At 33.6% G+C, this 12,502-nt stretch carries 12 protein-coding genes and 1 riboswitch; of the genes, 1 reads left to right on the top strand and 11 read right to left on the bottom strand.

Annotation, left to right across the window (positions count from 1 at the left end):
- Positions 1–40: 40 nt before the first annotated feature.
- The 8 genes from flgK to BLP68_RS13640 form a co-directional block, all read right to left on the bottom strand.
- Positions 41–1,528 carry a flagellar hook-associated protein FlgK gene (gene flgK / locus BLP68_RS13605; protein WP_091544652.1) on the bottom strand — a complete coding sequence of 496 codons (1,488 nt, stop codon included), beginning with the start codon at positions 1,526–1,528 and terminating at the stop codon, positions 41–43.
- Between the two features lie 21 nt (positions 1,529–1,549).
- Positions 1,550–2,047: a flagellar protein FlgN gene (locus BLP68_RS13610; RefSeq protein WP_091544655.1), complete on the bottom strand. Its 498-nt coding sequence runs from the start codon at positions 2,045–2,047 to the stop codon at positions 1,550–1,552.
- A 30-nt stretch (positions 2,048–2,077) separates the two neighbouring features.
- Entirely contained in the window at positions 2,078–2,371 is a 294-nt protein-coding gene (gene flgM / locus BLP68_RS13615) for a flagellar biosynthesis anti-sigma factor FlgM (protein WP_091544658.1), read from the bottom strand.
- A 70-nt stretch (positions 2,372–2,441) separates the two neighbouring features.
- Positions 2,442–2,855, bottom strand: a complete 414-nt coding sequence (locus tag BLP68_RS13620) for a TIGR03826 family flagellar region protein (protein ID WP_091544661.1) — start codon at positions 2,853–2,855, stop codon at positions 2,442–2,444.
- Positions 2,846–3,574 carry a ComF family protein gene (locus tag BLP68_RS13625; protein WP_176759032.1) on the bottom strand — a complete coding sequence of 243 codons (729 nt, stop codon included), beginning with the start codon at positions 3,572–3,574 and terminating at the stop codon, positions 2,846–2,848. Before BLP68_RS13625 ends, BLP68_RS13620 begins: the two co-directional genes overlap by 10 nt.
- Before the next feature lie 152 nt (positions 3,575–3,726).
- Complete coding sequence (gene recD2, locus BLP68_RS13630) at positions 3,727–5,955, bottom strand: SF1B family DNA helicase RecD2 (protein WP_091544669.1); 2,229 nt, start codon at positions 5,953–5,955, stop codon at positions 3,727–3,729.
- Between the two features lie 366 nt (positions 5,956–6,321).
- A complete protein-coding gene (gene metK, locus BLP68_RS13635; RefSeq protein WP_091544673.1) occupies positions 6,322–7,509 on the bottom strand; it encodes a methionine adenosyltransferase in 1,188 nt (395 codons plus the stop codon).
- A 183-nt stretch (positions 7,510–7,692) separates the two neighbouring features.
- Positions 7,693–7,792, bottom strand: a riboswitch (SAM riboswitch).
- A gap of 297 nt (positions 7,793–8,089) precedes the next feature.
- A complete protein-coding gene (locus BLP68_RS13640) occupies positions 8,090–8,557 on the bottom strand; it encodes a COG2426 family protein (RefSeq protein ID WP_091544676.1) in 468 nt (155 codons plus the stop codon).
- 191 nt (positions 8,558–8,748) lie between these two features.
- Here BLP68_RS13640 and BLP68_RS13645 point away from each other — a divergent pair, with 191 nt between their 5' ends.
- A complete protein-coding gene (locus BLP68_RS13645; protein WP_091544679.1) occupies positions 8,749–8,928 on the top strand; it encodes a hypothetical protein in 180 nt (59 codons plus the stop codon).
- Positions 8,929–8,945: 17 nt separating this feature from the next.
- On the opposite strand, the gene BLP68_RS13650 is transcribed toward BLP68_RS13645, so the two are convergent.
- The 3 genes from BLP68_RS13650 to BLP68_RS13660 all read right to left on the bottom strand — a co-directional run bounded on the left by BLP68_RS13650 (position 8,946) and on the right by BLP68_RS13660 (position 12,497).
- Positions 8,946–9,875, bottom strand: coding sequence for an AEC family transporter (locus tag BLP68_RS13650; protein ID WP_091544681.1), 930 nt, complete (start codon positions 9,873–9,875; stop codon positions 8,946–8,948).
- 576 nt (positions 9,876–10,451) lie between these two features.
- Complete coding sequence (locus tag BLP68_RS13655) at positions 10,452–11,009, bottom strand: GerMN domain-containing protein (RefSeq protein WP_091544684.1); 558 nt, start codon at positions 11,007–11,009, stop codon at positions 10,452–10,454.
- Between the two features lie 78 nt (positions 11,010–11,087).
- Positions 11,088–12,497, bottom strand: coding sequence for a sensor histidine kinase (locus tag BLP68_RS13660; protein ID WP_091544687.1), 1,410 nt, complete (start codon positions 12,495–12,497; stop codon positions 11,088–11,090).
- Positions 12,498–12,502: the final 5 nt, after the last annotated feature.

Raw genomic sequence — 12,502 nt, forward strand, 5'->3', positions numbered from 1 at the left:
TATTAATAGGTTAACTATTTCATAGGTTTTAAACTATTAGCTATCTACCAACTATTCCTATTCTATTAATTACAACATCCAGCATTTCATCAATAGTGGTTATCATTCTGGCAGCAGCATTATAGGCATGCTGGAATCTAACCATATTGGATAATTCTTCATCCATTGATACACTGGATATAGCCATCCGTTGACTATCAATTTGAGCCACTAGAAAGGTTTGATTCTGACTCATCCTAATGGCTTCCTGTAAATCAACCCCTAGATTTCCAATGAGGGATTTAATGAAGTCCTCTGGTTTACCCTCACTAAACATACTGGAAAGATGTCGCAGCTCTGCCAATCTTAAAGCCTGAGAACCGTCTCCTGGTAATAAATTTGCCGTTTTGGAGGCTGCTATTTTATTTGGATCCGAATCAATATCCAAGGATATCTTAATGTTCTTTGCAGTAATTCCTACCAATGGGTCAATATCTGCTGTAGCCACACCAAAGGCCGTAAAGAAGGCAGTCCCAGTGTTCCCCTTTAAGTCAAAGCCAGCCATATGAATTTCATTGACTTTTTCGGCAAAAACACTGACAAATCTGTTGAGTTCATTTATGTAGTATGGAACCCCTTTGCTGCTTCCACTATTTCCATCTCTTATATCTAATAGGCCCTTCAATTCTCCTCCAAGGGCTTTTACACTTATCATATCTCCGTTGGCCCATCTAATTTGCCTCATTTGAATTTGATCATCAAAGGAACTGGGATTTTCAACGCTTGCATCCAGCTTATTTACTCTATCATGATAAACTAATGGTTGTCCATTAATTTGAAGTGATAGCTTATTGTTTGCGATATTGTTAATATCTCCTACTTCTACTACATCAACATTAACCAACTTAGACAATTCATCAATCAAAACATTTCTTCTATCTCGAAGATCGTTGGCGTTACTGCCATCAGATTCTACACGATATATTTGAGAATTTAATAAAGCTATTTGATCTGCATACGAATTGATAGAATTAACAGTAGTTGCTATTTCAAAATTTAGATCAATAGCCATTTTCTCTAGCTGCTTGTACATATGATTTACAGTGTTGGTAAATGTGGTTGCCCTTTCTCTGACCATTGTTCTGGTTGTTATGCTTTCAGGAGTTTTATGTAGCTCTTGAAAAGAAGAGAATAGTTCATCCATAACTGTAGTAATTCCTGATTTAGAAGGTTCATTTATAATAGCCTCTATAAAAGCAAGTCCTTCCTGCTTTGCTTCCCAATAGCCTAAAGTAGTTGCTTCTCCTCTATACTTAAAATCCAAGAATTCATTTCTTGCATTGGTTATAGATAGAGTGTCAACTCCTGTACCTAGCATTCCTTGCCCACCAAACAATGCCATAGGAGTGCTTTGCACCTGATTCAACCTCTGTCGGGAATAACCCTTTGTATTTGCATTAGCTATATTGTGACCAGTAATATCTAATGCCCGTTGAGCAGCAAATAAGCCTGATCGTACTGTATTAAAACCTGTAAATGTCGATCGCATATTGGTCCCCCTTTTCTATATCTATATACGAGCATCAAATAAATTAATCTTTTGTTTATCCTTTTCCGTAGCCTTACCACCGTAAGTATTGCCTTCGCGCATATCACTGGTTAATACTTCAAAATTAAAATGAATATACTCAAGATGTTGCTTCAGCATCTTCTCATTCAACTCATTTACTTCCTTTATTTCATTTATTATTTCTAATAGCTCATCTCTGATTTCATCAATCTCTTTTACAATTTTGTCATCTTTAATATAAAGAAGAAATTCAGATACGCTGGTAATTTCGTCGACTTCCAGTGCTTCAGCAACATTGACAAGTACAGATCTACGAAGCTTTTCAAAGGTTCCCATCTTCATAAGATACTGTTGCTCTTTTTGTGTCATCATTTCTAGCTCTTTCATATTGCCCAATCGTATAACCTCTATTTTTTTCTTTTCCAGCTTAAGAATTTCCTCATACATGTTTTTTTCATGGTTTAGTGATTCTATTAACTGTTCAATTGATTTTTTCATGTTATTCACCCCGACCTTATTCTAAAAAACCTATATTTTTTTATCAATTTGAATTCCTTCTAGCATTTTTTCTGCAATTTCACTTCCCGTTACATTATAGGTCCCCTGTTGTATTCTATCCTTTATTTCCTTCACCTTTTCTTCCCTTATCTCTGGTAGGTTTTTAAGTGCCCTAAATGCCATCTGTAGCTCCTTCACGTTGTTAGAAAGCTCTAATTTATCCTTTGGAAAATCTGCACCCTTTACTCCCTCAGCAGCTGTCTTATTTGCTTTATCGTATATTTTCATCACCTTAGTGATATTGGGATTATTAAAAATTTTCATAAAAACACCTCAACTTTGCACGTTTTATTTACTATCTTTATTATCGGCATCATTGAGGTATTTCTTAACATTATTTATTTTTTTTTCTCATTTCGGCAATATGCATTTTTGTTTTTAAACCACTTTCTACTTTTTTCTCTACACTCCTGGGCTTCATCACTGATTGAAATTCCTTCTTCAGCTCTACTGTACATATTTCACAAAATCTTCCTGATCGAATAGGCTTTCCGCAGCGTTCGCAGTCTAGAAAAAAATTACTTTCTTCACGTATTTCAATTCTATTTTCTCTTAGATACCTCAGTATCTGCTTTTCTGTAACTTCTGTTTCTTCAGACACTTCCTTTACCGAAGCGCCAGGATGATCATATAGATAATCCTTTACCTTTTTAAAATCACCTTCATCATCAGTGGCACACCTTGAGCATATATCACTGCCCTTAAAAGCAAATACTCTTCCACATTTTGAACAGTTTCTTAAATCCATACTTTCCCCTCCTCCTTCGTTCTTCGCGCTAACGTTAAAACTTTAACAGAACTGGCGCCTGCTTCAATTAAAATTTTACAACAGGCTTCTACTGTAGCTCCAGTAGTTACAATATCGTCGATTAAAAGTATTTCTTTATTGGCAAATTCAACTGGGTCTAAAATATAGAATGCTTCTTCTACATTTTTTTGTCTGCTTTGTCTCGATAAGTGGTGCATCACCTTTGTATCCCTTATACGGATAAGGTTATTTTTTATACATGGTATATTACAACCCTTGCTTAAATATTTTGCTAATAGGTAGGCTTGGTTAAAACCTCTCTCTTTTTCTCTCTTTTTATGTAGGGGTACTGCTACAATACAATTAAACATTATTCCTGCTTTTAAAATATAGTCCATCATCATTTCTGCCATCATTCTAGCCATAAAGGTTTCTTGATTATATTTTAATCGGTAAATTATTTTTTTTGAAGCATTATTGTATTTTACAACTGAAAAAATCCTAATAGGAATCGCTTCCCTAATAGCTGAAGTTTGAATCCATATTCCTGTATCAAGAAAAGCAATTTTACTATAACAGTCTTTGCAGAGGCTATACTTCTCTTTGTATATAGATTTCTTACATATAACACAGGTAATTCCCTCTGGATATATAATCTCCCAAAAAGCATCACCATAAGCCTTTATATAATTAACATAGAATGAATTTATCTTATTCATTATTTTATCTTCCATACTTAATTCCTTAGGCCTCTTCAATTTTTTCCCTTTTTCTATTAAATTCTACACTATTCTATATTTTCCCTTTTTTATTATAAATATAGTACTATAGTACTCTGTTAAATGCTGAATTTAAATTTAAGTCTTTACAATCACTGCAGTCTATGAAGATCGAAAAATCGCTTTAACCTAAAGGATAATCCTGAATATCGTTCTATTATTCTATTGTTTTGCACCATTTCCTGTAAATAACCTTCGTTCCCCACCAGTACGACTAAATTTCTGGCCCTAGTAACAGCAGTATATAATAGGTTTCTTGTTAATAGCATTGGAGGTCCCCATGTAATAGGCATAACCACTACAGAAAATTCACTGCCTTGGCTTTTATGAACAGTTACACAATATGCAAGTTCAAGTTCATCTAACTGGGAAAAATCATAAATTACAAGTCTATTATCATCAAATATTACAGTCATTTCCTGATCTTCCACATTTATTGAGTGAATGTATCCTATATCGCCGTTAAAGACACCCTCCCCCTTTTCCTCATCTGACTCTGGTTTAATGTTTGTCCATTTTAATGTGTAATTGTTCTTTATCTGCATCACCTTATCTCCCACACGAAAACACTTATCTCGGTATTCCTTTTCTGCCTTCCATTTTCCTGGAGGATTTAGATTTGCCTGCAAAGCCTTATTTAAGTTAATTGTTCCAGTCTCTCCCTTTTTCATTGGGGTAAGCATTTGAATATCCTTTAAGCTATCCAAATTATAATGCTTTGGCAATCTATCTTTAACAAGAGAAATAAGTGTATTTACCATGTCCTCCTTTTTATTCCTAATAAAGAAAAAATCTTTATCTTTTTCATTGGAAATAGGTAATATACCTCCATTGATTCTATGAGCATTAACTATAATCATACTTTCTTGGGCCTGTCTAAAGATCTCATTTAATCGTACTACCTTTACAATATTACTATCTATAATATCCTTAAGTACATTACCAGCGCCTACAGAAGGGAGCTGATCCACATCCCCTACAAGAATGACTCTAGTCCCCAATACTATTGCCTTTAAAAGGCTATTCATTAATAATATATCAATCATAGATGCTTCATCGATTATTACAACATCGGCCTCTAATGGATGCTCTTCATTTCTAATAAAGCTCATTTCTTGCGATTCGTCTGAAAATCCCATCTCCAATAATCTATGAATTGTTTTAGCTTCTCTCCCAGTTGCTTCACTTACTCTTTTAGAAGCCCTTCCCGTTGGAGCAGCAAGCATAATCTTTTTTTCAAGCTTTTCAAATACCTTTATTATAGTATTAATTGTTGTCGTCTTTCCTGTACCAGGTCCACCTGTAATTACCATGATGCCATTTTCAACCGCCTGACAAATAGCTTCTTTTTGTTTATCAGCCAGCTCAATTCCATCCTTTTGAGTTATATCATTCAGCATTTCCTCTAGACTTATATTATTACCTTCAAGAGTTACCTGCGACAGCTCCACAAGTCGTTTGCAGGTATTGGTTTCAGCATAGTAGTATGGCATAGAGTATGCTATTACATTCTCAGTATTGACTCTTTCTAAGTGAATTTTTTGCTCTAATGCAAGATTTGTTATAGCATCGTTGACTTGCTCTTCAGTGACATTTATTAATTCTTTAGTTCTATTAATTAACATATCCATTGGCGCATATGTATGTCCTTCTCCATTAAAGCTATTTAAAACGTATTTAGTTGCTGCCTGTATCCGATACATAGAATCCGTTGGAACTCCCATAGATTTTGCAATTTGATCAGCCATTTTAAAGCCTATACCATTAATATCATCAGCAAGCCTATAGGGATTTTCTTGAATAAGGCCTACAGACAGTTGTCCATATTTTTTATATATCTTAACTGCGTAGACTGGAGTAACTCCATATTGAGATAATAGAAATACAATTTCCTTTAGCTCCCGCTGCTCTTGAAAGGCATTGGCAATGGACTCTGCTTTAGCTTCTCCAATTCCAGAAATCTCAATTAATCGATGAGGTGTTTGTTCCATTATTTCAAGGGTTTCCTCCCCAAATTTCTCAACAATCCTATTAGCCATCTTTTCACCAATACCCTTGATAATCCCTGAAGATAGGTAACTTATTATGCCATCTATAGAGGTGGGTTGAATAGATCGGTACTCCTTTAATTCAAATTGTCTACCATAGGAAGGATGCATAATCCACTTTCCTTTTACACAAACTTCTTCACCTTCTTTTATTGTTGGAAGTATACCAACGATTGTAGCATCTTCTTCTTCACAAGATAAAAAGGCAACTGTATATCCATTCGCTTCATTATAATATATAATTTCAATTAGTTTACCTTGTAGCTCTGTCAACCCATTCCCTCCTCTCTTTTCCATTTCATAAGTATTATTATAGCATAATGGAAGTGCAATTAATAATTAGTAATGAATAATGAGTAATGGAAAAACAATTACATAGAAGCAATTAATAATTAAAAAGTAATGAGTAATTGCTAATACTAATTACATAATTTATGTTGGATGAAAAAATAAAATATAACCTTAGAAAGATTCTAATGCATGTAAACAAAAGAGACTAACTGTTTATTCAGCTAGCCCCTTCTTTTAGTTATTGCTTATTTGTTTTCCAGTCATTTCTTACAGAGCATGCGGACAGAGTCTTCCGCCCCTACAAGCTACTAATTGCCCGTATCTTACCTATCACTATTCACAGGTTTTCTACAGCCCTGCTTCTTTTCGTAGAATTTCAGCTTTATCAGTTTTTTCCCATGGAAGATCCACATCAGTACGTCCAAAGTGTCCATATGCAGCAATTTGTCTATAGATTGGTCTTCTTAAATCAAGATCCCTGATTATAGCTGCTGGTCTTAAATCAAAATGCTTTCTAACAAGCGATTCAATCAATTCTTGGCTAACTTTTTCTGTTCCAAAGGTTTCTACTAGAATAGAAACTGGCTCAGCTACACCAATAGCATAGGCTAATTCTATTTCACATTTGTCGGCTAATCCTGCAGCTACAATATTTTTTGCAACATATCTTGCCGCATAGGCAGCTGATCGGTCTACCTTTGTTGGATCTTTACCAGAGAAGGCTCCTCCACCATGTCGTGCATAACCTCCGTAGGTATCAACTATTATTTTTCTTCCAGTCAATCCTGCATCTCCTTGAGGTCCGCCAATAACAAATCGTCCTGTAGGATTTATGTAGTACTTAGTATTTCCATCTAGTAGGTTACTAGGTACAATTTTATTAATTACATGCTCTTTAATGTCTTTTTCAATATCTTTTTGTTCCACTTCAGGACCATGCTGAGTTGAAATTACAATAGTATCTATTCTAACTGGCTTGTCCCCGTCATACTCAACCGTTACTTGAGTTTTACCATCTGGTCTTAGATAGGAAAGGGTTCCATTTTTTCTAACATCTGCTAAGCGTTTAGCTAATTTATGAGCTAAGGATATAGGTAGTGGCATTAATTCTGGCGTTTCATTGCATGCAAAGCCAAACATAATCCCCTGGTCTCCTGCTCCAATGGCTTCTAATCCATCTGCCATTCCGCCTTGTTTTCTTTCTAACGCTTCATTTACTCCCATTGCAATATCAGGGGATTGCTCATCAATTGCAGTTAAAACTGCACAAGTATCACTATCAAAACCATATTTAGCCCTTGTATAACCAATCTCTTCAATGGTTTTTCTAACCACCTTTGGAATATCAACATAGCATTCGGTAGTAATTTCACCAGCCACTAAAACCAAACCCGTAGTAACACTTGTTTCGCATGCTACCCGTGCACTAGGGTCCTTTTCAAATATTGCATCTAATACAGCATCAGAAATCTGGTCACAAATTTTATCTGGATGTCCTTCTGTCACTGATTCTGAAGTAAATAACCTTTTAGCCATTTTTCAACCTCCTTAATTATTCTTTACTTTAGTAAGTTATTTATTCTCTATAAAAATAGAGTTTCTAATGTTTTGGTAGTAATATACCCACTTCAGTTAATAAAATTCAATAATTAAAATTCCTCATCAAAGACATTAAAAAAACCTCTTCCCATAAGAAGAGGCATATGTTCGCATATGCTTACCTCATCTATCAGAATCTGGATTCTGTAGGAATTAGCACCATACAATATATGGTTGCCGGGTATCATCGGGCCTATCCCTCCACCGCTCTTGATAAGGCATCAAGATTTTTATTAACTTATTTTTATTAACTTAAGTACTAAATTATAATAACATCGAGTTTTTTATCTGTCAACATTTATTTTACAAATATGAAACCTGCTGAAATTCAATGAGTAATTAATAATGAATAATGAGTAATTAGAAATTACAGAAATAATAAAATACATTTAATAATAAGGTGAATATCAAATAGTGAGAGAATTACAAATTCTAGGACATTCTATAAGGTTTTTAGATTAACTCTTAACTCTTAATTCTTAATTCTTAATACTCAACTCTTAACTTGATTGCCTCATCATAACATTGTAACTACATAAGACAAGACAAACATTATTGTTCCCGCAATACTTGTTCCTAATACTATAGCAGGAAAGGCATTTTTGAAGGGAATATTAAATAAGGTTGCTGCCAGGCAGCCTGTCCATACACCTGTAGTTGGTAGTGGTATGGCAACAAAAATAATAAGTCCCAGCACACTATATTTTTTCACATTGTGGCTTTTTTTCAATGTTCTATTTATGGTATTATCAACAAAGCTTCGAAAGAAACGACTTCTTCTTAAAGCTGAAAAGACTGGTTCAAGAAATAAAAGTAAAAATGGAACTGGCAATAAACTTCCTAGTATACCAAGCAAAGTTGCATGAGCAGGATGCATACCCATGGAGACTCCAATAGGTATAGCACCTCTCAACTCCATCAACGGCATTGCAGCTATTAGCAGTACCATGACCTCTCTGGTTATTAAATCTATTATATTTTCCATGTCTCTGCCCCCTATAGATATATTATATAGCTTTTTTATAAAAATAGTATTATAATACTAAAAATAGGAAATGTGTTGATTTTAGACACTTTATGATGTTTAATTATGCTAAATAGTGGTATAATTATATTACATAAAAACAGACAAGTTTTTTAAATGGTAATCAAAATTAAAAAATGGGGGTGTTATGTATGAAAGAAATACAAAAAATTAAGGTTGAAATAGAAACCCTCAAGAGTCAACTTCGTAACTATTTAGAAAGAAATGCCGATTTAGAAGAAGTCTTAGAACTAAATTATAAAATCGATAAATTAATAGTAAAGTTTTATCAAATGAAAAAAGTGGATAATACAAGCCCTCCATGTAACTGATGGAGGGTTGTAATTTTCTATAAAAGCATAGTTAATAGTGGAATTGATATCATCGATAGCAGTGTTGTGTTAAAAACGGCCTTTGAAGCTAAATGGGGCTCTACATCGAACATTGTTGCAAAAACCGCAGTATTGGCAGCAGCAGGCATTCCTGAAATCACAACTGGTATTCCAATTAGTAGTCCACTGGCACCAAAAAACTTAAGTAATGCAAAAGTAACTAAAGGTATTACGGCTAACCGTATAATTGAAATACTTAATAGTTTCTCTTCAATAAATATTTCTCTTAATGAAATTTCTGCCAGCATTGCTCCAATAACCAACATAGATAGTGGTGTTGTTGTATTACCTAGTAAATCAAGGGTTCTAAATATTACATAGGGTAATTCAATAGAAAATAGAAATAATGAAAATCCTATAAATACCGATATTATTCCTGGATTAAATGCTAACCTTTTATAATTAAATTTTGCTTCTGTTACACCACTTCTACCCTGTGTCATGATAATAACTCCCACTGTCCACAGTAGAAAGTTAAATGGAATATTAAACAATGCACCATAAAAAACTCCTATCTCTCCATAGATGGCATCTAATACAGGGTATCCCATATAACCAACATTGGAAAAAACTAGTGTAAATTGAAAAATTCTTTTACGGTCTCCTTCTACCTTTAAGATACGGGGTGTTATGATAGCAATAGCAATAGCTAACCCATGAACAATTATAGAAACTAAAATCATATGAATACTTCCCAGCATAACTTCCCTAGTAAAGGAGAACTGCATAGATTTAATAATGAGGGCAGGCAATGTAAATTGCAAAACTAAAACACTAATGCCTTTATTTATTTCATCACCTAGTAAATTCATTTTACGTGCAATAAAACCGGCTAGAATTAAAAGAAATAATATGCTGATTTCATTAAATACCGTTAATAGTGCCATATAAACCCTCCACTTATTAGATATACTGCGATACCTGTTTAATCATAACAAATTTGATCTTTACTTTCAACTAATCCCCCTAGGTATATTCATTATAAGGAACCCTTAAGACCCCCAAAAATAATTCCCATAAAAAAAACTATAGACCCTATTTAAATTTAAGGGCCTACAGAAGGAGGAGGGGGAAATATATAATTTATTTCAAAATTGAGGATCTTTCTCTTTTTCATCTTGAGTACTAGAATCAAGTATAAAATATAAAGTAGCTAAAAAGAAAATTAAAACAATTTTCATAATATCACCACCACAAATATTTCCAATATCTAAATCCAGTTTATCACATTTAATCCAAAATATCTGTATTGTAATATACTTTTAATATAAGTGAAAAATATGTAATATTTGATGTCCTTTTTTCCATATTTCCCCCTTTTTCTTGTCATTCTCCAAATTTTATATAGATTTCGACTATTAAGAAAATTATCTCATGATTAGTAAATTATGTAAACAGGTATAAAGTACTAAAAAAAGCAGCTATGCTGCCTTTTTTAGTACTTTATATATGAGTTTTATATATTAGAAATTAAATTCATCTCTATTTAAAGGCTCTTCTATGAGGTAGTGACCCATTAGTGTTTCTCTTTTACTTCCATCAACTAAAAACTGCACTGAATCTATTCCATCTATTTCTGTTAAAGACAAAACTACTTGTGTTAATATTGAAGATTCTTCTAATGAACCTCCAAATAGATTCTCGCTAGATAGGTTTACATATGCAGTGCTTTCTGCTGTTTCAACACTTAAAACCTTAATATTGGCCAATGCAGTATAGAGTTCTTCTCCTTCAGTTGTCTTTTTTAGTTCCTCCATAACTACCTCTTCTATAGGTTTTTCACCAATTGTGACTTCCCTGTTAACTTCAATTATCTTCTCTAGCTCTTCGTTCCCCGTAATGACATATTCTTCATTCATGAAATACAAAGTAATTACAACTGTCTCTACATCGGGACTAGGGTCTACTACTTCATTTTCATTTCCATCATTATCCTCCGGCGCCTCTGTAACCTGCTTCCCACATGCAGCAAGAGTAAAGATCATCGTTATAGCTACTAATAAAATTATTATCCTTTTCATAATCTCGCTTCCTTTCTCTGGTTTATAATAACATTATATACAAGAAATCTTAAGACCTAATGAAGAGTTGTAAAGAAACTATAAAGAAAGTTCTAAGGAACTTTTAGGAATAGTAATTATAAAGGTTGTCCCGCAGTTTTCTCGACTATTAACATCTATTTGCCACTGATGCAGCTTAATTATTCTATCAACAATTGATAGTCCTATTCCAGCTCCTCCTGTATCTCTAGAGCGGGATAAATCTGTACGATAAAATTTTTCAAATATAGCCTCTAGATCCTTCGCAACCATTCCAATACCATTATCCTCGATTGAAATTTGATATGAATCTTTGTTATCTTTTCCAATTATCCGAATATTATTGCTTTCTTTATTGATGTCACGATACTTTATAGCATTGTCAACTAAGTTTATAAATATCTCTCTTATGCGTTCTTTATCACATAAAACTTTATACTTATCAATCATATTTATGTCTATATTGATATTAGCCTGATCTATAAGGGGCTTTAATATTTTTAGCACCTCTTCAATTAAGGGCTTTATATTAGTAAACTCTAAGCTTAAGCCCTGCTCGTCTAGCTTCGATAGGGTTAGTAATGCTTTTATTAAATCAGTTAGGCGATCTATTTCAGTATCCATATCCCTTAAATATTCCTTATAAATCGTCAAGCTATCTTCTCCATAAAGTAAAGAATCTATCAATGCCTTCATAGATGCTAAAGGTGTTTTCAACTCATGGGAAACGTCTCCAATGAATTGTGTCCTTCCCCTATCAATTCTATATAACTCTTTGCTCATGTAATTGAAATTTTCCACCAGACGTCCAATTTCATCTTTTGTACTAATATCAACAGTTTCTCCTAAATTACCCTTCCCAATACGTTTTGCTGCGTGAGATAGGGTTATAATTGGTTTTGCAATATGATTACTGGCTATAATGGCGGCAATCATCCCTATTGAAGCGGCTACTATAGATAACCACAGTAGCTGTTTACGAAAATCCTCCACTTGCTTAAATTGCTCTTCAATTGCTGCTGAGATTAGAACAACTCCAACAGTAATTTTCTCACCCTCTAAGGTTATATTTATAGGTACACCTACTTGAATTAGCCTTTCATCAAGACTATAGTAGTTATATTTTTCTTTATTTTGTAGAGCACTTCTAATTTCTTCGTTATTAATGTTTCTACCTTCTAGAAGATTGAAGCTGTCAACCATCACATTCTTATTATGGTCTATAATTAATAAACGACCTCCAAATGGAGGTACATATTGCTTTACAATACGTTTTAATGCTACAAGGTCATTAAAATTATCTCTACTAAGGTTTGAAATAATATTTGCAGATTTAAGTATGTTCACTTCAACTTCATGAAAAACAGAATTTTCCATATTGCTTACTGATATATAATTAATTAGTATTAATGGGATTAGTATCAGCAGAATATACATAAGTACTAATTTTTTACGTATTGTGAAGGTCACATTGA

It is taken from the genome of Alkaliphilus peptidifermentans DSM 18978, assembly GCF_900101495.1.
In the GTDB taxonomy this organism is placed as follows: domain Bacteria; phylum Bacillota; class Clostridia; order Peptostreptococcales; family Natronincolaceae; genus Alkaliphilus_C; species Alkaliphilus_C peptidifermentans.

What these genes read in the sequence shown, in the direction of transcription:
- flgK (WP_091544652.1), bottom strand. Translation starts at nt 1,528, where the DNA reads ATGCGATCGACATTTACAGGTTTTAATACAGTACGATCAGGCTTATTT.
- BLP68_RS13610 (WP_091544655.1), bottom strand. Translation starts at nt 2,047, where the DNA reads ATGAAAAAATCAATTGAACAGTTAATAGAATCACTAAACCATGAAAAA.
- flgM (WP_091544658.1), bottom strand. Translation starts at nt 2,371, where the DNA reads ATGAAAATTTTTAATAATCCCAATATCACTAAGGTGATGAAAATATAC.
- BLP68_RS13620 (WP_091544661.1), bottom strand. Translation starts at nt 2,855, where the DNA reads ATGGATTTAAGAAACTGTTCAAAATGTGGAAGAGTATTTGCTTTTAAG.
- BLP68_RS13625 (WP_176759032.1), bottom strand. Translation starts at nt 3,574, where the DNA reads ATGAATAAGATAAATTCATTCTATGTTAATTATATAAAGGCTTATGGT.
- metK (WP_091544673.1), bottom strand. Translation starts at nt 7,509, where the DNA reads ATGGCTAAAAGGTTATTTACTTCAGAATCAGTGACAGAAGGACATCCA.
- BLP68_RS13640 (WP_091544676.1), bottom strand. Translation starts at nt 8,557, where the DNA reads ATGGAAAATATAATAGATTTAATAACCAGAGAGGTCATGGTACTGCTA.
- BLP68_RS13645 (WP_091544679.1), top strand. Translation starts at nt 8,749, where the DNA reads ATGAAAGAAATACAAAAAATTAAGGTTGAAATAGAAACCCTCAAGAGT.
- BLP68_RS13650 (WP_091544681.1), bottom strand. Translation starts at nt 9,875, where the DNA reads ATGGCACTATTAACGGTATTTAATGAAATCAGCATATTATTTCTTTTA.
- BLP68_RS13655 (WP_091544684.1), bottom strand. Translation starts at nt 11,009, where the DNA reads ATGAAAAGGATAATAATTTTATTAGTAGCTATAACGATGATCTTTACT.